The sequence below is a fragment of the Flavobacterium sp. YO12 genome, assembly GCF_004119495.1.
Lineage (GTDB): Bacteria > Bacteroidota > Bacteroidia > Flavobacteriales > Flavobacteriaceae > Flavobacterium.
This window is the reverse complement of the sequence record NZ_NRQU01000017.1, coordinates 1-25189: the sequence shown is the minus strand read 5'-3', so window position 1 is coordinate 25189 and position 25189 is coordinate 1. Positions and strand designations below refer to the sequence as shown.

Sequence of the window (25189 nt, the reverse complement as noted above, 5' to 3'; positions counted from 1 at the left end):
TTAAAGCTATATCTTTATAAAAATTCCCCTGCTGAACACTTTAACACAATTTGGAATCTGCTTTCCTGCGATTGCTTTCATCATTCCGTACTCACCATACCGACTGCTCAACCTGTATATTTTGAAAACCAGAAAGGCGCCGGCACTCCCCACAAAGCACACACACATAAGCGAAGGAAGTCCGATGATATACAACACTGCAAACACAATCATAAGCACTACAACACCTCCTCCTAAATACCAGATATACTGTGCTTTCAAACCTTTAAACTCAATGCTTTGATTAATACCTTTATTAATCTGATAGACACTGTTTGTCATCAGACTCCAAAAAAGGATTTAATGACTGTTGCCACTACGACAAGAAATACACAGCTGCCAAACCAGGCTGCAGCCACTTTACCTGTATCGGGATCTCCAGCATTCCATTTCTGGTAAACTTTAACAGCTCCAATAAGACCAAGGATTGCCCCAACGGCATACATGAGTTCTGTTCCAGCATCAAAATAACTGCGCACCTTCTGGTTGGCTTCATTAATTCCGGCCACTCCGTCTTGACCATAACCGTTACCATTAATTATCACCAGCAGCAAAATGCATATCACAGCTGCTTTGTTCTTTTTCCAAAAACATTTTAATTTCCATTTCCATCTTTTCATCTCTTATCATTTAAATTAAACTAGTACTTGAAATAAAAGCAGAGAAATAACGCTATTACAGACACTATCTTCTCATCACAAACTGCCATACCGCACTAGAGCGAACAGGGATATTTACTCTGCTTAAGATTTAATCTTCGCTTTCCCATAAACGGTCCATTTCTTCATAAGTTATCAGAAATGCAGGATACTTCCGGCTCTCTAAAGCCATAAGCGAATTTATTTTTTCGCGTAAAGCAGACTTCTTTACAAAAGGATATTCAGAAAGATTAAACTGCACATAATGCAAAAATTCAGTTTTAGAACTACTTCTATCATTACTTTCGGTAAACACAGATAATAATTTGTTATACAATTCTTCTGCATCTTCGAGTGTACTGAAAGATTCATTATATTCTGAAAAAGAACTTTCTTTTTTTTCCTGCTGCTTTACAACATGTTTACCGCTGCAACCATTCTTAAAAAACGAATTCAAATTTTTACAATAATACCTGAATATTAAAATTCCGTACCATATCAAAAGAAAAACAATAACTGCTGCTGCATAATTGCCCCATGAAATACCTGTTAACATAACTGTTCTATTTAAACATTAAACATCACTTCAGAAAATCAGATCCACTTCCGATTTAATTACAGGACAAAGAAACAATTACACATGACCAGCTACAAGTACAACTTTCTGCTGTACCCTTCTGTACCTCATCTAAATAATGCAGAAACAGTACTAATAAAAAACAGAAAAGCCTCTAAAAACAAGTGTCTCCAGAGGCTTCATTGGTTAATTGAGTTTATTTTATTTCGTTCTTATCGCTTTTATAAGTTTTGCATTGCGCTTGTCACTTCTTGCATTTTGAAGCGACACCACAGCCCATATAGTGGCAGGAATCCACCCTATCAGCGTGATCTGGAGAATAAGACATAATAAAGCAGTTAAAAGCTTTCCTCGCAGCAGAAAAGATAATGAAGGAAAGAATATGGCAATTAAGGTCATCATGTTTTTTAGTTTTAAAAATATTTACAATCAACAGCAAAAGAATTCAGAATCTGCTTTAAAACATTAGTCTTCAATAAAAACTATTTTGTTTCAAAAACAGTCTTATTAATTTACAATTCAATACGTTCTAATCTTTTTAATCATCTTCTCAAGAGCCAGTATCGCAATGTTTTTATCATTCTCTTCCGCATTGTACGATTTACTTCGTACCGACTGATACGATAAATCCTTTTTAAAAGCCGTAGATAAATGTGGCACTATTCTCTGAAAAACCAGACTCATAGATCTGGACTTTACCACACGCGTTTCATCCGCTGCCCGAAGAATAATTCCTATTTGATCTGCCGAAAGATCACATTCCAGTTTATTTTCCTGTTTCTCAGCTATCCACACCTTACTATTAGAATCACCTGAAAGCTTCATCTGCTTCTCCAGATATTCAAGCTCACGCCTAAACCAGTTGTCTAAAACTATTTTTACAGGCTCAAAACCTGAATTAAAAAATAGCTTTTCACTCGAATGTATCTGGTTGAGTTCCTTTAGATAATAGGATAAAAAACGGAGTTTTTCAGAAAAGCTTTCCTCCAGCTCCAGTCTGGAAATAAAGCGACTTGCTAATACCTTTACATAAACAGGACTATTGAAATTCAAACTGATCAGCTTCTGGTCCAGCATAGAAAATCCTTCTTTCATTTCCAAAGATTCAATTAGTACAAGTTCATTTAACAGCTTTCGTTCATACAGCACCTGACGGAAAGTTACCCTGCGCCTTTCCTGCAGCGAGATAGAATCAGCTAATTCATCCACAACAATTTTTAGTACTTGCTGAACTTCCTCACTTTCAGATCGAATCTTCCAAAGACTTTTTAATTTTAGCTGCAACTCTTTTCTCGAGACTAAAAAATAAGTCACCGGCATCCTTTCATCTAAGTTTAAATAGCAGGAATATTGCTGCTCCAAAAATGACAATAACTCATCAAGGCATCTTATAATCATCTCACCACATTTTAATAAAGCTGTTTCCTTAAATGCATCAGCTTTCTGACTGTCCGTCATCGCGTCCAATAGAAAGATTAAAGTCGAATGGTACTTTCTGACTAAAAGTCGAATCTGCCTCTTTCTCCTGAGTCCAAATATTTCATTTTTTATTCGAACTTGAATCCGGACTGATTCTTTTACGACATGTTCTGAAATTGCTTTCAGTTCAGCTTCAGCCAATAGGCTTAGATCGGCTACATTAGGATTCAAATATTCCAATATCAGCCTATCCAGCCATTCTAAAGGATATTTACTGTTCATCATTTTTCATGTTTTAATTGTAGTTAATAATAAATAATAAAAACTAACGACTCTTAAATCTCTAGGGGCATTTCGAACGGTATTCTGACGGTGTGCAAAACATTAATTTTTTAAAAAAGATATCGAATGCGGAAAGCGAGCTGAACTCCAGCTCCTCAGCTATTTCAGCAATGGTAAAATTCGAATTTTCCAGCAGGTTTATGCCTTGGACAAGCACCGCTTCAATTATTATTTTCTTGGCAGATTTTCCTGTCGTCTTCTTCACTACTCTATTCAGATAACCTGAAGTGACATACAGCGCACCGGCATAAAATTTTACGCTGTGATGTTTCCTGCAGTGAATGGCAAGTACAGCTAAAAACTGCCATGACAGTCTTTCTCCTCTCGAGGCATGCAATGCTGCCAAATTAAAGTACTTGGAATAGATGAGTTTCATCTCAAAAAAAAGCAGATCAGCACTCATGCGCCTCAGTTCCATATCAAAATCAGCTGGTTCAGAAATGCCCCTCTCTTTATAAAGGAGTCTGCATATCAATGACAGCACCTGATAATCTCTAATCTCAAGGCTTATTTTTACAGTCTCCTTGCCAGCCCTATAAAACAAAGAATCTGCGTGATGAAAATTAGAACCTCGATTCATTCTCTTAGACGAGAAGCGAATTAGATAAAACTGAGGACTATCTGTCGATTCAATTACTCTGCTGATGACTTTTGACGGAAATATCAGCATATCATGCTTTCTTAAATCCTGAATGCTTTCTCCAGTCTGTATTTTAAACCTACCGCATTTCATTAAGAGCACACTGGGAGAATGAAGCGAAAAAAATTTATCTGAAGCAGGCTTAGCTTTATATTCTTTCACGACATCAATAGCAACACCTAAAAAAGACAGCAGTTCTTTTTCGCAGTTAATCAAAGCTTTCAGCATAATAAACTTCTTATGAGATAGACTAAATAAGCCTGCCCAGAAGGCTGATTATTCGAATAAGCGGTACTTCATTAATCTCAAAAAAAGGTCTGGCCGATTTATTTCCTATAAGAATATCCCAATCCTTATCCTTACGTTCCTCCTCAGAATAGAGCGAATACCGGGAAATAGAGGCTATCGTCAAAATAGTCTCTACCTCATCCGAAGTAAAAGCGGCATCGTTCAGTACTTCAGCCTCATATGCCGTAATATAGCTATATGTAACACTAAATGCTTCCTGCCTTTTAATAATAAGCTCTTGGAGAAAAATAACAAGACTTGTCTTTGCATAGGACTGAAGAGTACTGCTTTGAACCATTGAGATCATACTATTATCTGGATCTTCCATTATGGATTCCACCAATTCATCGGTAAAAGGGATCAATCTACCTGTTCTTATGGGACTGCTTTCTAATTCTTGCAAAAGAAACCTGATCTGTCCAGCAAGCTCTGATACTGAATTAGGAGACTTATTCTTTTGATCATAGAGATCCAGCAAGTGATAAATCTTGCTTCCCTGCAGATCAAAAGGGTTCTTAGGGTTAGCTGGATACTGAACCTTAGCAACTCCCTTTCCGACAGCGCTGAATTGTTTCTCTTGAGCCTCAAAATCTGAATCGGCAGAACATGAAATAAAAAAAGTAACAGCGATAGTGCATAATAAAATGGATTTCATAGTAAGTATGGTTTGAATGTGAATGGGAATTTCTCCCAGCCCTTTTCATCCGGATAAGCAGAACTTTTGCTAGGTACCCTACCTAGTATTTTGCTTTTGAATTCAAGGCAAAACTATTCCGTCTAAAAATCCCCTGCAACCATTTGTCTGCTGGTTTTCCCGATTTCCATTGCGGATTTTCGAGAAATCCATAGTGCATTTCTCACAAATATTCCGTTATTATCCAATTGTTTATTTTACTTTTATATTAATTAAAGTGAAATTATTCCCACAGTATAAAAACACATCCTATTTCCCTTAATCAGTATCCCCTAAACCATCATACTAATGATTAGACAGAACCTGCTTTTATTATTCCTGCTTTTCTTTTATCTTGCCTCTGCTCAGAAAAACAATTGGAAGATTCCTGATTCTCTAAAGAAAAAAAAATACGAATATCTCGACAACAGATTCTATGATCTTAAAAGAGACAGTACAAGTGCGGCAGTTTATGCCTATACCTATCTGCATAAAGCCCAAAACGAGAAGAACTGGAAAGAAATTATCAGCGGCTACCAAAATCTGGTTTTAATTTCCCCTCCAAAACAACGCATCATGTATGCAGACAGCATGATCTACACAGCCAAAAAAACCAATGACAATAAGCTGATTGGCGGTGCTTTTCTAAGCAAGGGAACTGTCTACTACGGAATGAAAAAGCAACAGGAAGCTCTTGACAATTATCTGACAGCCCATAATTATATCTCCAGAACGAAAGACCAGTATCTTATTCATAAGGTAAAGTACTGCATTGCTTTGACTAAATTCTATATCGGCTTCTATGAGGAAGCAGCCTCACTAATGAAACAATGCGCTGACTATTACAAAGGCCAACAGTTCAGACCATACCTGAATTCACTACACATGCTAGGCCTCTGCCATAATAAACTGGGGGATTACGGAAGGTGTTCAGAAATCAATAGGTTTGGAATTTCAGAAAGTCAAAGGCTCGGCATCGAAGAGATGATCCCCTACTTCAGACATTCTGAAGGAATCAATGAATATTTCAAAAAGAACTATGGCGCCTCCATTAAAAATATCGAATACTCTCTTGATGCAATTAAGGAGAATAATGATTTTGGTAATGAAGCGGTTGGATATTTTTACATCGGAAAAAACTACTGGTCTCTAGGTCAAAAAGAAAAAGCTTTCGATTATTTTGCGCTTGTAGATAGAATCTTCATTGAAAAGAATTACCTCCGCCCAGACTTAAGGCAGGCCTTCGAACTGATGATAAGCTATTCCAAAAGCACAAAAAATCTAGATAAACAGGCCTACTATATCGACCAGCTGCTTAAAGCTGATACCCTGTTGACTGAAAACAGCAGATACATCGTGGGAAAGATCCACAAGCAGTATGACACCACAGAACTTCTATCGGAAAAAGAAAAAATAGCGGCGGAAAACAGCATTATTAGGCAAAAGCTTGTCTGGAAAAAAAAGTATGAACGCATTTTCACAGTCTCCATCATTTTAATGTCCATCAGCATTATTGCACTTATCTACCGTCACTACAGAATCAGAAGCATATATAAAAAGAATTATCAGTTGCTCATACGAAAGATTGACGCAAAGAAAAACAGCCCCAAAGTAAAAACAGACGCCGTTCCCTTAAAAAATATCAGCAGTGAAACAGCTTCTCTACTGCTCAAACAGCTCGAAAATTTCGAAAACAAAAAACGATTTCTGGAAAAAGACTGGAAACTCGGAAGTCTAGCAGCCGACTTTAACACCAATGCCAAATACTTGGCAAATATACTGGAGCATTATAGACAAAAAGGGATCAACGAATATATAAACGGACTCCGCATTGATTACATTATACCGCTACTTCAGACAGAAAGCAGATTAAAATACTACACGTATGCCGCACTGGCACAAGAAGCCGGCTTCAGTACCACAGAGCGCTTTACTAAAGCCTTTTTGGCAAAAACTGGTATAGCTCCCTCCTATTTTATTGGCCAGCTTAAAAAAGAAGAACTCTAAAATTTTATTTCATCTTATTAGGAAATTATTTTTAACTTCATACTTTTGCTGCAGTAATTTTAAAAAAATATCATGAAAGATCTAGTAGCAAAAATCAATGCTGAGATTGAAAATTTCAAAACAGAGTCTGAATCATTAGCTGAAAAAGGAGTAAAAGCTGCTGGAGCAAGAGCCCGAAAATCATCTTTAGAGATCGAAAAACTTTTAAAAGAGTTCAGAAAAGTTTCTATTGAGGAATCTAAAAAATAATCTATTTTTCAATCTTACTTTATTAAAAAAGCCTTTCAATTGAAAGGCTTTTTTTTAAGATTTTAATTGGATCCACTTCTAGATTGTCTTTTATTATATTCTTCGATTTCTGTATCTGTACAAGGAGTAATCTTTATACTTTTAAATCTAGAATTTCGATCTTTATTTTTTGGATCAAAGAGTTCTATTTTAATTTTAACAATATCAGTAGATAATACTTTATCAGGAAAGAAATCAGAATAGGACTTAATCTTTAATGCATTTGCAATTCTATTTAGCATCCTAATGTTATACTTATGATTTTGTTTAGGGTTTTCGACATGACCTATAAAACCTTCTGATACCCCAATCTTTTGAGCTAATTGCACTTGTGAGATATTCTCTTTTTTTCGTAATTCTCTAACTTTTTCAATTAAATAAAAATCTAATTCCGAAATAATAAGTTCTACTATCATATCATTTTATTAATTCAGAAATAACGGGATTAAATAAAAGTTTAACACATACATATATGTATGTGAATATTTTTTAGGTATATTTGCTCTTTATTCAATTTATGAATATTAACTTTGCGATTCTTCACATAAAATATTTGAAGCATTCGCTTTGAATCTCGTTATCGAAAACTGGCGTTTAAAATAACCACGAGATGATAAGTGTTAATGCTCACGCCTTAAATACGGGCGTGGGCTCACTTATTCGTGGTAGGGTACCGCCAGTACCTCGATAACGTTTAAAGTGAGTACCTGCCCTTTTTTTGTACTTCTCTTCTTTAGATTCTAGCGCTACTTTAAATTTTAGAATTCTCGCTTTTAATAATTTAAACTTTAATCAATGCATAGAAACACTATTAAATTACCATAATAATAAAAAATGGCCCTCAGCTGCAGCGACCAAACTAGAGCAGAGGACCTTAGCTAATCAAATATCCATTTAACTAACCAATCCCAATATTATGAATTATTTTTCATTTTCCACGGATGGAAAGGCTCTTTATTGCCTATTTTTTACGGCAGTACTCCTTTCATTTTCCACCATTTCCGCCAAAAATCCCCGGTACTTCATCCAAAAATCAGAACCTTATATGCTGACAGGAACGGTCTCCGACGGAGCCAGCCCTCTTCCCGGAGTCACCATAGCAGTCAAGGGACAGTCCAAGACCAATACAATATCAGATTTTACGGGTCAGTATGCCATTTTGGTTTCAGCCAGAGATACTTTATTAGTTTCCTATATTGGATTCAAAACGGCTACAATTCCCGTAAAAGGAAAACCAGTTATCGATATTGTCCTACAATCTTCCACCACTGAACTTCAGGAAGTCCAGGTCAATGCAGGCTATTATTCAGTTAAGCAGAGCGAGCGCACAGGAAGCATTGCGCGTATCACTTCAAAAGATATTGAAACGCAGCCTGTCACCAACGTGCTTGCCACCATGCAAGGGCGTATGGCAGGTGTCGAGATAACGCAGACAACAGGAGTTCCAGGCGGAGGATTCGATATTAAAATACGGGGACAGAACAGCATAAGACCCGATGCAAACAATCCCCTGTACATTATAGACGGGGTTCCCTATGCCACAGACCCCATAGGCTACGAACAGACCTCAACCATCTTCCCTACCTTTAATACCAGTCCTCTTAACAGTATCAACCCGGCAGCAATTGAAAGTATAGAGGTACTGAAAGATGCTGATGCAACCGCTATCTATGGCTCAAGGGGCGCAAATGGCGTTGTCCTGATCACCACAAAAAAGGGGAAAGAGGGAAAAACCAGCTTTAATTTCAGTGCGTCTTCAGGAGCAGGAAGAGTCACCCGTTTCATGAAGCTCATGAATACCGAACAGTACCTCTCTATGCGTCGTCAAGCATTCATAAATGACGGCAGAGCCAAATACCCTAAACGAGACTATGATATTAATGGAACTTGGGATCAGGGCAGAAATACCGACTGGCAGAGGGAACTTATTGGCGGAACTGCAGCTATTACGGACATAAAGGGAACCTTGAGCGGAGGCTCCAAAAATACCCAATTCCTTCTAAGCGGCAGCTACCATACAGAAACTACAGTTTTTCCAGGAGAATTTATGTATAAAAAGGGCGGCTCGCAATTCAATTTAAACCATCAGTCAGCCGACAATAAATTCCGTCTGGTCATTTCAGCGGGTTATAATGCACAAAACAATAATCAGCCGGCAAATGATTTTACTTACGATTCCCGCACGCTGGTCCCGAATGCTCCCGCCCTGTTTGATTCTAGGGGTAATCTAAACTGGGAAAATGGCACTTGGGAAAATCCGTTGCGCCTTCTAGCATCTCAATATGTTTCAAAGACCAGCGATCTTCTTGCCAATAGCGTACTGTCATATGAGGTCATTCCCAATCTTGTTCTAAGAAGCAGTTTTGGCTATACGAACCTGCAACACATTGAAAGCCGTATTAATCCCTCAACCATATACAATCCATCGTATGGTTATACCAGTGCTGTTTCAAATATAATACTCAACAATACAGATCGAAGTTCTTGGATTATAGAACCGCAGATCAGCTGGAAAAAAGAAATCGGCGGAAGCAAACTGGAAATTCTGTTAGGAGGGACTTTCCAGGAGCAAAATACCACCCGTCTTTTCCAGTCTGGAACAGGCTTCAGCTCCAACAGCCTTATTTACAATCTTGCTTCCGCCGCCTACCAGCAGGTACTCTTAAGCGATGAACTACTGTACCGCTATCAGGCATTTTTTGGCAGAGCCAACTACAATTGGAAAGAACGTTACATCTTGAATCTTACCGCGCGCCGTGACGGATCAAGCCGGTTCGGTCCCGGCAATCAATTTGCAGACTTTGGCGCTGTGGGACTTGCATGGCTATTTTCCAATGAAAGTTTTTTTTCAGAAAATTCATGGCTCAGCTTCGGAAAGCTGAGAGCAAGCTTCGGCACTACCGGAAGCGATCAGATTGGCGATTATCAGTATCTTAATACCTATATCTCCTCAAGTGCCGCTTATGACAATATAATAGGTCTGCAGCCCAGCCGTCTGTACAATCCAAACTTCGGATGGGAAGTCAACAAAAAAATAGAGGCCGCGGCAGAATTTGGATTTTTCAGCGACCGCATTTTTCTGACCGGGGCATGGTATCAGAACCGATCATCGAACCAGCTGGTGGGAATTCCTCTTCCCGGCACCACTGGGTTTGCGCAGATTCAGGCAAATCTAGAGGCAACAGTGCAGAACAGAGGATTAGAATTCACGCTTCGCACCGTTAATTTCAGCAGGAAAAATTTCAATTGGACCAGCAATATCAATATCAGCTTTTCCAGAAACAAACTCTTAGCATTCCCAAACCTCAACGGCTCCACCTATCAGAATAAATATCGTCTTGGAGAACCGCTGAATATTCAATTACGATACAGATATTCAGGACTGGATCCCTTAACTGGCATCTACCAGTTCTACGACCAGAATCACGATGGCAAAATCTCTTCTCCAGATGACAGACAGACTGTGGTTAATCTTAATCCTGATTATTTTGGAGGCTTCCAGAATCAATTCAGATATAAACAGTGGAAACTGGATTTTCTTTTTCAATTTGTCAGACAGCGCAATCAGAATTTTGATAACGGCTTAGCGGGATATATGTCCAATCAGCCTGAAAGAATGATTGGAAGCTGGACCAGTCCCGAAGATTCTGGCCCATATCAGGTTTATTCTGCTGGATATAATCCATCAGCAGTCTTAGCCCAGTCCCGTTTTGCAATGAGTGACGCGTCAATTGTTGATGCCTCCTACATAAGGTTAAAAACGGTAGCACTATTATATGATGTCCCGCTTAACGCAAAAGAGCTCAAATGCACTGTATCGCTGCAGGGGCAGAACCTTCTGACCATTACCCCATATAAGGACGGAGACCCTGAATTCAGCATGTCAGGCTATCTGCCTCCCTTAAAAATCTTTACGGCTGGAATTATGTTAACTTTTTAAAATCTCTACCATGAAAATAGTTTATAACAGTAAGCTGAACCTTCGGTTCTCTCCTAAAAAAATTCTTCTTTTGGTCTTATTTTTTTCTGCCGCAGCCTGCGATTCTTTTGTCGATGTCGATTTTCCAAAATCACAGCTCTCAAACACAGCTGTCTTTGAAGAATACACAACAGCCAGTGCCGCCATGGCAGATATCTACGCTAAAATGCGCGACTCAGGCATACTCACAGGCACACAATTCGGCTTATCCGTCCAATTGGGATGCTATACCGATGAATTGGACTGGTATGACACCTCAAGTGATGCTTCTTTTGCTTTTTACACCAATACGGTTTTACCTTCCAACAGCAATATCAGTTCGTTCTGGAACACCTCCTACAACCAAATTTATGCTTGCAATGCCATTCTTGAGGGTCTCAAATCTTCTGATTTTGATGAGATGCATAAAAAACAGCTTCAGGGTGAAGCTCTATTCGTAAGAGGGCTTCTACATTTCTATCTGCTCCAGCTGTTCGGCGGCATCCCCTATCTGCAGACAACCCAATACATGCAGAACAGCAGAGTATCCAGAATTCCAAAAAACGAAGCTTATGAGCGTATTATCACAGATTTAAAAACCGCGGCTCAAATGCTGCCTCCTTCTTACCTGACTTCAGATAGAGTACGTCCAAATTCATTTGCTGCACTGGCTCTTTTGGCCCGGATATATCTTTATAAAGGCGAGTGGGAAAATTCAGAAGCCATGGCCTCAGCAGTGCTGCAGCAGAAATCCCTTTATCATTTGAAAACAGAGATCGATCAGGTGTTTATAAAAAATTCAAATGAGACTATATGGCAGTTCATACCTTCTCTCACAGGAAAAAACACAGATGAGGCAAGTGTCTTTATTTTCAGTTCCGGCGCTCCGCCTTTAGCCGCACTGAATGAATCTTTGGTTAGTTCATTTGAGAAGCAGGATCTCCGAAAAACGCATTGGATAGCTGAAGTTTCAAACGAAACAGGAATATGGCATCATGCCTTTAAATACAAAGAGTCGCAATCTAGCGGAACATCAAAAGAATATTCTATAGTTCTACGTCTGGCGGAACAATATCTCATAAGAGCAGAAGCACGGGCACGACTTGGAAATCTAATTGGAGCGCTGGAAGACCTGAACACAATAAGAAGCCGAGCGGGACTCAGCAGCCTGCAGGCAGAATCCAGAGAGTTGATTATCGAGGCTATCATAATCGAGAGAAGAAAAGAGCTCTTCACCGAGTATGGCCACCGCTTCTTTGACCTGAAACGCACTGGTGCAATAAATACTGTGCTCCAGTCCAAAACAGGCTGGAACGATACCGACATACTGCTGCCTCTGCCTGAGAGCGAGCTTAATCTCAATCCAAATCTTCTGCCTCAAAATCCAGGCTATTAACCTTAATACGATCCATCCATAATGAAAAAACACATCATAATACCGTTCCCCTGTCGCAAGGCAGTCATTTTTTTAGTTTTAATTTTGCAATTAGTCCTCTGCCCTTTATCAGGGCAGGCACTGCATAAAAAGCATCTAACCCCAGATGACTATAAAAAATGGGAAGAGCTCTATCCTGAAAAAATCAGCCCCGACGGAAACTGGATAAGCTATAAGGTGTACCGACAAAATAGAGCTGACACACTTTTTATTAAAAATACAGCATCTTCCAAAAAATATTCCTTTGCTTTGGGCGAACGGGGAAATTTCTTTTCTTCCGACTGGTTTACTTATAAAATAGAAAAAAGCCTTCATATTATAGATTTAAAGACTGGCTCGCATAAAAAAATAGACGGAGTCTTAAAATACTTATACCTGCCTTCAATCCATAAAATAGCAATCCTAAAAGACGAAGACACAAAAGAAAAAACACTCTTTATTCAGGCTCTTGACGGCTCTGAAAAACATCATATTTCAAGCGTCGAAGAGTTTATTCTTGATCCTGCAAAACGTCGGCTTCTCTATACGGTAAAAAACGGAGGGCAATGCGCAATAAAACTACTGGACCTAACAACGGAACAAAAAACAGTTTTATACAGCAGCGGTGGTACATTTGCCAATTTAACCTGGCACAAAGAAGGACATGCCTTGGCGTTTACAGAAAAAACAGATGCTGAATCTGGCTGTCGAATGTTCCTGTACGATGCTCTCAATTCTAAACTGCATCATTCCAATGAGCAGACGCAGCAGATTTTTCTAGGAGATACACTGACTATTCCAAAATCCAGCTACAAAATGCAGATTTCAAAAGACATGAAAAGCGTATTTTTCGGCCTGCAGCGAAAAGATAAACCAGAAGCTTCCAATAAAAGCAGAAATGTACAGCTTTGGAATGCAAATGCCAAATGGATTTATACCACGGAAGAAAAACAAAAAAAGTTTGAAGGAGTCTATCTGGCATTATGGCATCCGCAGGAAGACAGCTACAGGCTTATTTCAAATGATTCATTGCCTCAGGCTATGCTCACAGGAGACCAAAAACATGCCGTAATCTCCAATACCAAACAGTATGAACCACAATACATGAGAGAAGGGCCGAGAGATTATTATGTCCTTGATTTGTCCAGCGGCAAAAAAGATCTAATGTTAAAGAAACATTCTGATTTTTTTCTCTTTACCATCCCCTCACCAACGGGAAAATACATTGCGTATTTTCAGCAGAGAAACTGGTGGATTTATGACATTCAAAAAAAAACGCACACCAATATCACAAAAAATATAGGAGAATCTTTTTCTCATAATAAAAGTGAGCATCCTAATACGGAAGAATCCTATCCTTTTTTAGGATTCACACCCTTTGATCATCAAATAGTCCTATGCGATGAGTATGATCTCTGGGCTGTCAGTCCAGATGGAATTTCTGCAAGACGCCTAACCCATGGCAGAGAAACCAAAACCAGATTTCGTCTGGCAGGCTATTCCAGAATCATAGCCGGCAGATTGAATTATGACGGCTGGATATTAGACCCTATACATCTCCATAAAGAATTATTGCTGGAAGCCACAAACAAAGATGGTGGTTCAGGTTATTATAAATGGTCTGAAGGATCACTGGAAAAACTGGTGTTCTCCAATAATTCAAACCTGAGCCTTATGGCAAAGGCGTCATCTGATGATGCTTATATGTACATGGAACAGAAATACGAGCTTCCTCCCCGTCTAATGGTAAAAAAGAGCAATAAACAAAATCCTAAGCTCATTTTCCAAAGCAACTTGCAGCAGGAGCATTTCTATTGGGGAAAGACTAAAATTGTACATTACAAAAACAGCACTGAAACTTCTTTAAAAGGAATTCTGTATTATCCCGCAGATTTTGATCCACAGAAGAAATACCCCATGATTGTACATATTTACGAGAAGTTTTCAGACAGGATCTATACCTATGTCAGTCCTTCAGAATCTGACGCTGAAGGATTTAATATTTCAACGTATACTACACAGGGATACTTTGTGCTTCTTCCCGATATCGTCTATCAAAGAGGCAATCCTGGATTATCCGCAACAGACTGCGTAATGGCTGCCACAAAGGAAGTACTGAAAAGTGGTTTTGTTCAGGAAAACAAAATTGGATTAATCGGCCACTCCTTCGGAGCATATGAGGTAAATTTCATCATTACCCAAACTTCTCTTTTTGCGACCGCTGTTGCTGGTTCAGGAATCTCGGACCTCACGAGCCACTATCTTTCAGTGGGGCTGTTTGGCAAACCTCTGATGTGGCTGTTTGAAAATCATCAGTTCCGCATGGGAAACTCATTATTTGAAAATCGTGAGAGCTACAGAAAAAACTCCCCAATAGAATATGCCGAAAACTGCACCACTCCGCTGCTCACTTGGACAGGAGATGCTGACGAAAATGTCAACTGGAACCAAAGCAGAGAATACTACCTGGCATTGCGCCGTCTTGGAAAACCTCACATTATGCTGGTATATCCAAAAGAAGGGCATGATCTGGCATCCTATGAGAATCAGCTGGATCTTTCAGAACGAATCCACCAGTGGTTTGATTATCATTTAAAAAACGTTCAGCCCGCCGACTGGATAAAAAATGGCCTTCAATAATTTAAACAGCAAATGCAGTTCTAAAAGAACTGCATTTGCCTTTTTAGGATTGTTCACAGTTTTTACTGTGGACGGAACACTACCCTGTTACAGGTTGTGGGGCTGTCCATTGCTTTAGCCTGCGGGCCTGTTGCTCCAAAAAGACGGCAAAGCTGGCCTTGAGCTGTATCACACGAAACAGGAATATCACAAGGATCATCTTCACTCGGCACAAAGCCGATAATTGGAACCACATCTTCTGCAGTGCTCTGCATTGACATAGTGAAAAACGCTCCCGAGATGCCCAGCATAAAAACGGCCGCTGGCATCATCTTTTTCAAAACGATTGCTTTCATAATACTATAATTTAAGATTAAAACATGATCTACTTTTTTCTACAGGTGTTCGATCTGATTCCTGACACTCAGCGCTGGTATATTGTTCAATGTTAGTTAGTTTATATTCTAGTTAATCTCCATCTCTTTCTTTATTTGCATCCCGAGCCTGTAAACTGCCAATCGGCTGCCGATAAGTGCATAGGCATGGGTTGGAGTTACGATAAAACTTCGAAGCTTTTTATCTCCGATTCCATAGATATGAAAGCTAAAAAGATAGGTCTTTTTCCTAAGGTCATAAACATCAATAACCGATGCCTGCTTCCATACTTCTTTCTGCTCATATCGGCCTGGAACATTAGAATTTACAAATAGCAGATGCCCGCAGACACTGCTGCTTTTATTGACATTAAGAGCCGGTATTGACATTGTCCGTTCAGTCCGGTCTTTAAGATATGCGACTTTTATCTGCGCTTTTGAAATAGTATCAATAGTATTGCCTCTATAGTCTAACCTGCCGCTCTGATCTGCAACAATGTACTGATTTCTGTAGGCATAGAGATATACTATCCTTTTCATTTCCTCGCTGTAATGAAGCATGCCTTCAGTATCAAACACTCCATCAACCTGTTTTTGTAGAAGCTCAGGCGACATATATACCTTTGAATGGCTCCCGAAACGGAATATCCCCAGCGTATTGTCACCCGTTTTACTGCTTATTCCATTAAATGTTACAGCTGAACTGTCTATTGGAATCGCATTTGTAAAGTAAGGCGGTCGTGTCTGCTGCAGTTCAGCCCTCCAATTATCTACCCTGCCTTTAAAAATAGCAGGCGTTCTGCCATCAGCCAAGTAAAAAAATGGAGGATTTACATTTATTTTAATCTCTTTGAAAGAAAAACTGCTTTTATCCAGCGTTATTCTTATTTTCTGCTGATGCATGAGACTGTCAATAGATAATAGATATAGAGGGACTGTCAGATTACCGAGATAAACATTGCCATTGCCTGAACCAGCAAAATAATATGAATTGTATTTTAAATCCAGTGTATCGATAAGAGTTGCCGGATGATGGGGATAACGGCGTATAAAAGGATTCTGATGCTGCATTATTTCCTCTGAGCTGAAAAATAAAACCACCACTAGAACTGTGCTGACAAGGACACTCAAAAATAAGCCGATGACATAAGAAAAGCCAGCCTTTCTATTTATAGAATTATTATTGCCTTTATGCAGCCAGAGCGTCCATGCTCCAAGCAGTACAAAGAAGACATTGAATAAGAAATGCTGCTTCCAGCTCATATTTTCTAATATTCCACCGCAGGAACAGGGAAGAAAAGAACTAAAATTCAGCATTATAAAAATATACGCGGTAAACATGGACATTAGGCAAAATCCTGCATAAAGCGCTTTAACTCGCGTCTTGGAAAATAAAAGAAAAAAGACTATTGCAAACTCTATTATCAGCACCAGCCAAGACATCCAGCCAGCAAAAGCACTTAATAACGGTGACTGCCCCATCTCTACTTTGAATTTTTCAAAATCAAGCGCTTTATTCATAGCGGCATAAACCAGTAGAAAAATATAGAGCAAACATGCGGTTTCAAAAATGGCGGCCTTAGTATTTGAGTTTAATTTCATGTCTTATTCTCTTTGGTTAAAACTTTTACACAAACATTCAGATTAGAAAATAATTTCTATAAAATGATTACTTCAAAAGTATAAACAGACCATAAACAAGGGATTATAAAAACGGAGCCAAAATTTTTAAAAACACCTCCTTTTTCCTCGCAAAGATTTTTTAAAAGAATTTTTGTTTTGTAAGTCCTGATTTTCATTCCCTTCAAATAAAATTGAATATAGAATCGGCTTCAAACTGACCTCAACTTAGCATATCTTCAGAATAAAAGCGCTGTAAATCGCGAGATTTGCAGCGCCGCCGGCATAAGAATACAGGCCGCTTTTACAGCCTGTATTCCAATTTAAACAAACTCAATTCTGCACTTTATAGGAACTAAAGCCTTTAACCGCAAAATCAAGACATAAATTAAATGCTGCCTGACCACGAAGCTGTGCCGTTCCTCCCATCAGGATAGAAGAAAGTTTTGCTTCCTCATTTTTGTACTTTCTCACATTCTGAAAATATCCCGTTACAGCGTTGTAAGCGCCAAAGACTGTTCCTTTAGTTGTGGCTGTCTGCTGTGTAGGATGTGCCATGGCATATTCAAAAGCATTATCGACCATATTATTAAAACAGGCGGATAATTCCTCGTTTCTTCCCTCCTGAAGTTTTTTGAGCACTTCTGAGCTTGGAGCCATAGCATGCTGGATTAGGTTTTTAACCTCTTTATCTGATATGCTGGTTTTACTCAAATAATTAAAAACGGCTTCCAGACTGCTGGACAAGGTATCTGAAATCCCCATCACTTTATGTGCTTGCGCAAGACGGTCTTTAGCATTTGAAGTGTGGCGAATTCGCACTGTATTGGTTTTAGACTGCATGGCTGCATTAAGTGTATTAGCGCATACAATTCGTATCGGCGTAAAGGCTGCCGTTATGCTCCCGCTTCCGTCATGCGAAGTGGTAAGGAAAAGGTATTTTTCCGTGAGGTCATCCTTTCCCACTCGGATATAGTCAGGGAGTTTTGCCGTGATAAAGATTTTCTCGCCCTTCCCCAAAGCACCAGCCGTCTCATACATTATGCCATCTCCACCAACGATGCTGTCGAAAAAAGAAAAAGCATCCCTATTCTGTACGATATGATAATCTTTACCCACCACACCCAATACTGCATCATTATCGGTTCGCACAGTACTGCAGTACTCTGGAATATCAAGCCTGTCTGCAGTAATAAAATCCTGTGTTACAATGGGTGAAGAGGACGTAAAAAGCCTTCTTTTTTCCACCTCAAAATCCAATCCAGCATGCGCAATTGCCTCAGCGCTTGTCGGGTATTCTTCTACTATCTGCCCGAGATTATGCCATGGTTTTTCTTTCACACTGAAAAAGCTGTGCTGCTGAGTCTCTTCATTAAAATAAATATGATGTGCCATGATTTCTTATTTTTAAAATTAAACACTCAACTAAAAAGGCACTTCATCCCCCGCCTTGTCATTATCCTTTTTAACGGCAGTTCTGCCGTTTCCCTTCTTCGTAATCTCGACACTTTCTCGTTCCTCTGCCTTATCTCCGCTTCTTTTTGCGAAAGCCAAAATATTTATCGCATTAACATGAAAATCAATGCTTCCTATCGGATTCCCTTCACTGTTGATATACACATGCATACCCAGTCTTCCGCTTAAAAGCACCACCGCCCCTTTTTTAATCCACTGTCCTGCTTTCACAGCAATCCAATAGGAACAATTAATAAAAGTGATCACCTCTTTATACTCTGAACTTCCTGCGCTCTTATAACGGTCACTAACCGCTATACTGAAACTCAAAACTTCCTTTTCTCCTGCTCTGCGCACTACCGCATCTGCTGTAACTCTTCCTGTAATTTCCATAACTTTAAAATTAAAAAATGAATAAATGATTTATCAATCAATAATCAACCGTACTGAATACTCACTTAAATTACTAATGAGATACTTAATCTGTAACTATTGATCTAACTGCTTTCCTTAACTCCCGCTCCGCCCTTTAACAAAAATGTTTTCAAAAGAAAAACGGAAAAAAGAAAGCAAGAACCAAGCGCAAGCTAAAGGATGCGGAGTGCTATAAGTCCCAAAGGGCAGACGAAGTGAAACGGAGTCTGTTATGCGCATGCAGCAGACAGCTGGCGCTATCTTAGCTGCCCTTTTTAGCCGTTTCGAATGAAAACAGCTTATCTAATTCCTATTTTATGGAAAACCGTAACGGCTGCTGTATTTTATGTTCGAAATTTACATGACTATGCCAATCTTCATCACTAACATCAAATTGTAATCATGATAAAACGAACTGTACTAATTGAAAATAAAATTTCCATAACAACAAAAAGCAATCAGCTGGTATTGAAATCTGAACTAAAAGAAAGCTCAATACCTATTGAAGATATCGGCTTTCTGGTTTTGGATCACAACGAAATTTATCTCAGCATGCCGGCTATGAACTTACTTGTTGAAAATAATACCTCAATTATTATCTGTTCCCAAAACCATCTTCCCAATGGAATGTTTCTGAACCTCAACAGTCATCACATCCAGCAGGAAATATTCAAAAATCAGATAGAAGCTTCAGTCCCCTTAAAAAAACAATTATGGCAGCAGACCATAGTGGAAAAAATAAAAAACCAAGGGATACTACTGGAAAGAATAACTGGTTCAAAAAACAGTTTTTCCTTTTTAGCTGGCAAGGTATTAAGCGGAGATTCATCTAATATGGAGGGAGCAGCTGCACAGCAATATTGGAAATATTTTCCACAACCTAATTTAGAATTTGATGGAATTAAAAGAGAACGTTATGGAAATTATCCTAATAATTTCCTGAATTATGGATATGCAATTTTAAGAGCTGCAACCGCGAGAGCTCTTTCTGGAAGTGGCTTACTAAATACATTGGGAATTCATCATAAAAGTAAATACAATGCTTTTGCACTTGCTGATGATATCATGGAACCATTTCGTCCCATTGTGGATGAAAAAGTCTTTGAAATTATGCAAAATTTCAAAGAGCAAGAGCTAAACACAGCTATTAAGGCGGAATTATTACAAATACTAACTAGGACAGTTTACTTTAAAGATGAAAAAAGTCCTTTGATGATTGCATTGCAGAAAACCGCCAGCTCGCTTCAGCAGTGTTTTACAGGACAGAGAAAAAAAATAAAATATCCTCTCTTATGGAGCTTAACGGATACAGAATAATGTGGCTGTTTGTTTTTTTTGATCTGCCGACGGAAACAAAAAAAGACAGACGGAATGCATCTGGATTTAGAAACAATCTATTGAAAGATGGCTTTTCAATGATGCAATATTCTGTTTATGTACGCCACTGCGCAAGCAGCGAAAGCGCTGATGTTCATGAAAAAAAAATCCACAAACTACTTCCGCCATTAGGAAAAGTAAGTGTACTTCGAATAACGGATAAGCAATTTGGTAATATCTTAAATTTTTGGGGAAAAGCAGCCTTACCATCAGCACCTCAGCCTACACAACTAGAATTATTCTAAAACTGATCTTTTGTAATTATTAGCAAAGTTTCAACGTTCAAGACCTTATCAAATAAACCCTACAATAGAAAAAATGCCTCAATTATGGGTTATCAGACTATAAAAGAGGCATTTTTCTGAACGATATCTACATCTAAAACTCTATATATCAGAAGGAAACAAGCCAACTAATATCGTGTTTTCTAATCTTTAATCAAACCACAACCGGTCATGTTGTTGCTTTTTGGATTAATCTAATATCGTGTTTTCTAATCTTTAATCAAACCACAACGTGTTTGGCCTGTTGTGCGCGTCCATGTAGAATATCGTGTTTTCTAATCTTTAATCAAACCACAACAATGGTGCGCAATGGGTTGATGCAATTGCAAATATCGTGTTTTCTAATCTTTAATCAAACCACAACTCATTTAGATTTTCATTACTCAGTTGCTTAATATCGTGTTTTCTAATCTTTAATCAAACCACAACAGATTGCGGTCGAGGTTTCTGGAAAAAGCAATATCGTGTTTTCTAATCTTTAATCAAACCACAACTATTTGACACAACCTTAAAGGGATTGATTTAATATCGTGTTTTCTAATCTTTAATCAAACCACAACTAGTACACCGTGACGAGCTTGTAGGACAGAAATATCGTGTTTTCTAATCTTTAATCAAACCACAACCAGGAACCCCCGCAATTGTTTCATGCTTAAAATATCGTGTTTTCTAATCTTTAATCAAACCACAACTGATAAGCCTTATGAAGGGACAACTGAATAAATATCGTGTTTTCTAATCTTTAATCAAACCACAACGCGTGATTGTGGATATATAATTGCAACTCCAATATCGTGTTTTCTAATCTTTAATCAAACCACAACACTTCTTCTTGAATGTCGACAATTATAATTAATATCGTGTTTTCTAATCTTTAATCAAACCACAACCCAAAGTCGTCGTTTAACTGTCTATTAAATAATATCGTGTTTTCTAATCTTTAATCAAACCACAACAGCTCTCTCGTAAACTAATTGGGAAAAACGAATATCGTGTTTTCTAATCTTTAATCAAACCACAACCCCTCACTCGTTTGACTCTAGGGGTAGAGTAATATCGTGTTTTCTAATCTTTAATCAAACCACAACAGGAGCTTAAGATAAAATCACCAAGCTTAAAATATCGTGTTTTCTAATCTTTAATCAAACCACAACCACCCTGATACATTGATAATGATGATCCATAATATCGTGTTTTCTAATCTTTAATCAAACCACAACTGTTAATTAGTTGTACTGCCATTTCCTACAAATATCGTGTTTTCTAATCTTTAATCAAACCACAACACGCCCGCGGGCACTTAGTAGCGCAAGAAGAATATCGTGTTTTCTAATCTTTAATCAAACCACAACACTGTATTTATATCAGTTACGGAAACCACGAATATCGTGTTTTCTAATCTTTAATCAAACCACAACACGGCAGCGCTTAAAGTGCTGTCGACTAAAAATATCGTGTTTTCTAATCTTTAATCAAACCACAACTATGGGGAATTAACGGCATTATGTAATCGAATATCGTGTTTTCTAATCTTTAATCAAACCACAACCAGCTACTGATGATGAAGTAAAATTAATAAAATATCGTGTTTTCTAATCTTTAATCAAACCACAACAGTGCAGAGGAAAAACAACAAGCCTACACAATATCGTGTTTTCTAATCTTTAATCAAACCACAACTAAGTTCTAAATGCTGTTTACGCCCCAGTTAATATCGTGTTTTCTAATCTTTAATCAAACCACAACAGCCCAAAGCTTTTTGGCGATTGCTAAATTAATATCGTGTTTTCTAATCTTTAATCAAACCACAACAGTCGCAGGATTAATTGATGGTTTTGGTAGAATATCGTGTTTTCTAATCTTTAATCAAACCACAACTATTATTAGATGTATTATTATTCCTTATATAATATCGTGTTTTCTAATCTTTAATCAAACCACAACTAGTTGAGGCAGGGTATTTGGTAAAATCAAAATATCGTGTTTTCTAATCTTTAATCAAACCACAACCTTTAAGTCCAGAGCATTTAAATAACCTTAAATATCGTGTTTTCTAATCTTTAATCAAACCACAACTATGCAGTAAAAGCAACGCTGTGTGAATACAATATCGTGTTTTCTAATCTTTAATCAAACCACAACTTGGTAGCTCTCTGTCTGTTTCATCGTAAGAATATCGTGTTTTCTAATCTTTAATCAAACCACAACGGCAAAAGGTATATCCAATCAGTACGGTAAAATATCGTGTTTTCTAATCTTTAATCAAACCACAACTATGATGTAGAGAACATCTTTAATAAAACAAATATCGTGTTTTCTAATCTTTAATCAAACCACAACTAACCGTTGAAGTGGGAGAAAGAAAGGCTGAATATCGTGTTTTCTAATCTTTAATCAAACCACAACTCATTTTAATTATTTTAAATTACTTTTCATAATATCGTGTTTTCTAATCTTTAATCAAACCACAACAAGAAATGATTTCAAAATACGAACAGTCGAAATATCGTGTTTTCTAATCTTTAATCAAACCACAACCCTGAGTAACTTCTTTTTCATTTGTAGAATAATATCGTGTTTTCTAATCTTTAATCAAACCACAACCCTGTTATATTCAACGCTCCTACAGCTTCCAATATCGTGTTTTCTAATCTTTAATCAAACCACAACTATCTACTTGGTGAAAATGGCGGGTGTAAAAATATCGTGTTTTCTAATCTTTAATCAAACCACAACCTGTTGCCACGTTAGCACGCTTGCAAACAAAATATCGTGTTTTCTAATCTTTAATCAAACCACAACGCTGTACAATTGCCCATGAAATGCCATTGTAATATCGTGTTTTCTAATCTTTAATCAAACCACAACTGAATGTAAGTTATGAAACTTCGGCGGTTGAATATCGTGTTTTCTAATCTTTAATCAAACCACAACAGAACATTTTGAAGGTTTTGGCGGGGCGATAATATCGTGTTTTCTAATCTTTAATCAAACCACAACTAATTATGCGTGTATGTCTGAGCAGTACCGAATATCGTGTTTTCTAATCTTTAATCAAACCACAACGTTTACATCGTTTACATTTAAGCTAAAGCCAATATCGTGTTTTCTAATCTTTAATCAAACCACAACCTAAGCTCTGGAAATATGTCAATTTCATTAATATCGTGTTTTCTAATCTTTAATCAAACCACAACTGGGTCTCACTCGTGGTTTTACGGGATTGTAATATCGTGTTTTCTAATCTTTAATCAAACCACAACCGGGCGAAGTTTCGATGTCTTTTAGTGACAATATCGTGTTTTCTAATCTTTAATCAAACCACAACAATCCTGAAATGTCATGAATAGAGAAGAACAATATCGTGTTTTCTAATCTTTAATCAAACCACAACGCTAATCGTTCAGGTGTTAATATCGGAACTAATATCGTGTTTTCTAATCTTTAATCAAACCACAACAATTATCAATTAACTCGGTTTTGATTTCTTAATATCGTGTTTTCTAATCTTTAATCAAACCACAACAACTATTGTAAAAGCTAATGGATTGATTAAATATCGTGTTTTCTAATCTTTAATCAAACCACAACTATTGGAGAATACTATAGGAAATACGCCTGAATATCGTGTTTTCTAATCTTTAATCAAACCACAACAGATTATGGATGCAAAAGAATTTAGAATAGAATATCGTGTTTTCTAATCTTTAATCAAACCACAACTTATCCCGTTGTATTCTGTCTCGCAGTCTCAATATCGTGTTTTCTAATCTTTAATCAAACCACAACCTAGAACCAAAAAGTTTACTTCTCCATTGTAATATCGTGTTTTCTAATCTTTAATCAAACCACAACAGGCGTAAAGGACGGTGTTCAGAATCCAAGAATATCGTGTTTTCTAATCTTTAATCAAACCACAACAGTTTAACGGCTCGGAATATATTAAAAAGCAATATCGTGTTTTCTAATCTTTAATCAAACCACAACTATTGTTCTTGATTATGATAAACCAAATTAATATCGTGTTTTCTAATCTTTAATCAAACCACAACACATCAAGTCCTTCAAATTCTGATTTATCTAATATCGTGTTTTCTAATCTTTAATCAAACCACAACAGGTTTAATGTTCAATCCTGATAATTGTCAAATATCGTGTTTTCTAATCTTTAATCAAACCACAACCTACTGGCTTTGTGGAATTTACGTAGGCTGAATATCGTGTTTTCTAATCTTTAATCAAACCACAACTGGTCTGGATTTCGGAATGTCTGCGCCTACAATATCGTGTTTTCTAATCTTTAATCAAACCACAACTGTCAAATCGTTATTTTAATCCAAAGAATATCGTGTTTTCTAATCTTTAATCAAACCACAACTGTTTTTATTCTTTCGTCTGTTAAAACCTAATATCGTGTTTTCTAATCTTTAATCAAACCACAACCGTCAGTCCCTCCTATTTCGTGGGTTTCTGAATATCGTGTTTTCTAATCTTTAATCAAACCACAACTGTTTGACTGGAACCCAAAACAACGCCATTAATATCGTGTTTTCTAATCTTTAATCAAACCACAACCTAACCGCTTCCAGTCTTCTTATCTTTTCTAATATCGTGTTTTCTAATCTTTAATCAAACCACAACTTATACTGGCACTACTGCACTATCAGTATTAATATCGTGTTTTTCTAATCTTTTAATCAAACCACAACCTAAAACCAAAAAGTTTACTTCTCCATTGTAATATCGTGTTTTCTAATCTTTAA

The 25189-nt window shown here is 37.6% G+C and carries 19 protein-coding genes and 1 CRISPR repeat array; of the genes, 7 read left to right on the top strand and 12 right to left on the bottom strand.

Annotated features, from left to right (window positions below):
- Window positions 1–6: 6 nt before the first annotated feature.
- From BOW55_RS07660 to BOW55_RS07630, 7 genes are all read right to left on the bottom strand, one after another.
- Entirely contained in the window at window positions 7–321 is a 315-nt protein-coding gene (locus BOW55_RS07660; protein WP_129023634.1) for a DUF4133 domain-containing protein, read from the bottom strand.
- Entirely contained in the window at window positions 321–659 is a 339-nt protein-coding gene (locus tag BOW55_RS07655) for a DUF4134 domain-containing protein (RefSeq protein ID WP_129023633.1), read from the bottom strand. Before BOW55_RS07655 ends, BOW55_RS07660 begins: the two co-directional genes overlap by 1 nt.
- Window positions 660–789: 130 nt before the next feature.
- Window positions 790–1233 (bottom strand): hypothetical protein, encoded by a 444-nt coding sequence (locus tag BOW55_RS07650; protein WP_129023632.1) that lies wholly within the window; start codon window positions 1231–1233, stop codon window positions 790–792.
- Window positions 1234–1455: 222 nt separating this feature from the next.
- Entirely contained in the window at window positions 1456–1653 is a 198-nt protein-coding gene (locus BOW55_RS07645; protein ID WP_129023677.1) for a YqaE/Pmp3 family membrane protein, read from the bottom strand.
- A 120-nt stretch (window positions 1654–1773) separates the two neighbouring features.
- Entirely contained in the window at window positions 1774–2958 is a 1185-nt protein-coding gene (locus BOW55_RS07640) for a hypothetical protein (protein WP_129023631.1), read from the bottom strand.
- A 58-nt stretch (window positions 2959–3016) separates the two neighbouring features.
- Window positions 3017–3883: an AraC family transcriptional regulator gene (locus BOW55_RS07635; RefSeq protein WP_129023630.1), complete on the bottom strand. Its 867-nt coding sequence runs from the start codon at window positions 3881–3883 to the stop codon at window positions 3017–3019.
- 22 nt (window positions 3884–3905) lie between these two features.
- Window positions 3906–4598 carry a hypothetical protein gene (locus BOW55_RS07630; protein ID WP_129023629.1) on the bottom strand — a complete coding sequence of 231 codons (693 nt, stop codon included), beginning with the start codon at window positions 4596–4598 and terminating at the stop codon, window positions 3906–3908.
- Between the two features lie 327 nt (window positions 4599–4925).
- On the opposite strand from BOW55_RS07630, the gene BOW55_RS07625 reads away from it, so the two are divergent.
- Both BOW55_RS07625 and BOW55_RS07620 read left to right on the top strand, forming a co-directional pair.
- Window positions 4926–6623, top strand: coding sequence for a helix-turn-helix domain-containing protein (locus BOW55_RS07625; RefSeq protein WP_129023628.1), 1698 nt, complete (start codon window positions 4926–4928; stop codon window positions 6621–6623).
- Window positions 6624–6695: 72 nt separating this feature from the next.
- Window positions 6696–6872, top strand: coding sequence for a histone H1 (locus BOW55_RS07620; protein WP_129023627.1), 177 nt, complete (start codon window positions 6696–6698; stop codon window positions 6870–6872).
- A 62-nt stretch (window positions 6873–6934) separates the two neighbouring features.
- Here BOW55_RS07620 and BOW55_RS07615 read toward each other — a convergent pair whose 3' ends face one another.
- Window positions 6935–7327, bottom strand: a complete 393-nt coding sequence (locus BOW55_RS07615; RefSeq protein ID WP_206733594.1) for a helix-turn-helix domain-containing protein — start codon at window positions 7325–7327, stop codon at window positions 6935–6937.
- A 500-nt stretch (window positions 7328–7827) separates the two neighbouring features.
- Here BOW55_RS07615 and BOW55_RS07610 point away from each other — a divergent pair, with 500 nt between their 5' ends.
- From BOW55_RS07610 to BOW55_RS07600, 3 genes are read left to right on the top strand one after another with little or no spacing between them, the layout of a single operon-like run.
- Window positions 7828–10851: a SusC/RagA family TonB-linked outer membrane protein gene (locus tag BOW55_RS07610; RefSeq protein WP_129023626.1), complete on the top strand. Its 3024-nt coding sequence runs from the start codon at window positions 7828–7830 to the stop codon at window positions 10849–10851.
- 10 nt (window positions 10852–10861) lie between these two features.
- Complete coding sequence (locus BOW55_RS07605; RefSeq protein WP_129023625.1) at window positions 10862–12265, top strand: RagB/SusD family nutrient uptake outer membrane protein; 1404 nt, start codon at window positions 10862–10864, stop codon at window positions 12263–12265.
- Between the two features lie 21 nt (window positions 12266–12286).
- Window positions 12287–14923, top strand: a complete 2637-nt coding sequence (locus tag BOW55_RS07600) for a S9 family peptidase (protein WP_129023624.1) — start codon at window positions 12287–12289, stop codon at window positions 14921–14923.
- 62 nt (window positions 14924–14985) lie between these two features.
- On the opposite strand, the gene BOW55_RS07595 is transcribed toward BOW55_RS07600, so the two are convergent.
- The 4 genes from BOW55_RS07595 to BOW55_RS07580 all read right to left on the bottom strand — a co-directional run bounded on the left by BOW55_RS07595 (window position 14986) and on the right by BOW55_RS07580 (window position 18744).
- Window positions 14986–15258 (bottom strand): DUF6520 family protein, encoded by a 273-nt coding sequence (locus BOW55_RS07595; protein ID WP_129023623.1) that lies wholly within the window; start codon window positions 15256–15258, stop codon window positions 14986–14988.
- A 108-nt stretch (window positions 15259–15366) separates the two neighbouring features.
- Entirely contained in the window at window positions 15367–16878 is a 1512-nt protein-coding gene (locus BOW55_RS07590; protein WP_129023622.1) for a MauE/DoxX family redox-associated membrane protein, read from the bottom strand.
- 351 nt (window positions 16879–17229) lie between these two features.
- The gene (locus BOW55_RS07585; RefSeq protein WP_129023621.1) at window positions 17230–18291 is read right to left on the bottom strand and encodes a DUF932 domain-containing protein; all 1062 of its coding nucleotides are present in this window, start codon (window positions 18289–18291) and stop codon (window positions 17230–17232) included.
- A gap of 30 nt (window positions 18292–18321) precedes the next feature.
- The gene (locus BOW55_RS07580; RefSeq protein WP_129023620.1) at window positions 18322–18744 is read right to left on the bottom strand and encodes a single-stranded DNA-binding protein; all 423 of its coding nucleotides are present in this window, start codon (window positions 18742–18744) and stop codon (window positions 18322–18324) included.
- A gap of 423 nt (window positions 18745–19167) precedes the next feature.
- Here BOW55_RS07580 and cas1 point away from each other — a divergent pair, with 423 nt between their 5' ends.
- Both cas1 and cas2 read left to right on the top strand, forming a co-directional pair.
- Complete coding sequence (gene cas1 / locus BOW55_RS07575; protein WP_129023619.1) at window positions 19168–20082, top strand: type II CRISPR-associated endonuclease Cas1; 915 nt, start codon at window positions 19168–19170, stop codon at window positions 20080–20082.
- Window positions 20058–20387, top strand: coding sequence for a CRISPR-associated endonuclease Cas2 (gene cas2, locus BOW55_RS07570; RefSeq protein ID WP_129023618.1), 330 nt, complete (start codon window positions 20058–20060; stop codon window positions 20385–20387). Before cas1 ends, cas2 begins: the two co-directional genes overlap by 25 nt.
- 169 nt (window positions 20388–20556) lie before the next feature.
- A CRISPR array of direct repeats spans window positions 20557–25189; the repeat unit is 24 nt; unit sequence AATATCGTGTTTTCTAATCTTTAA.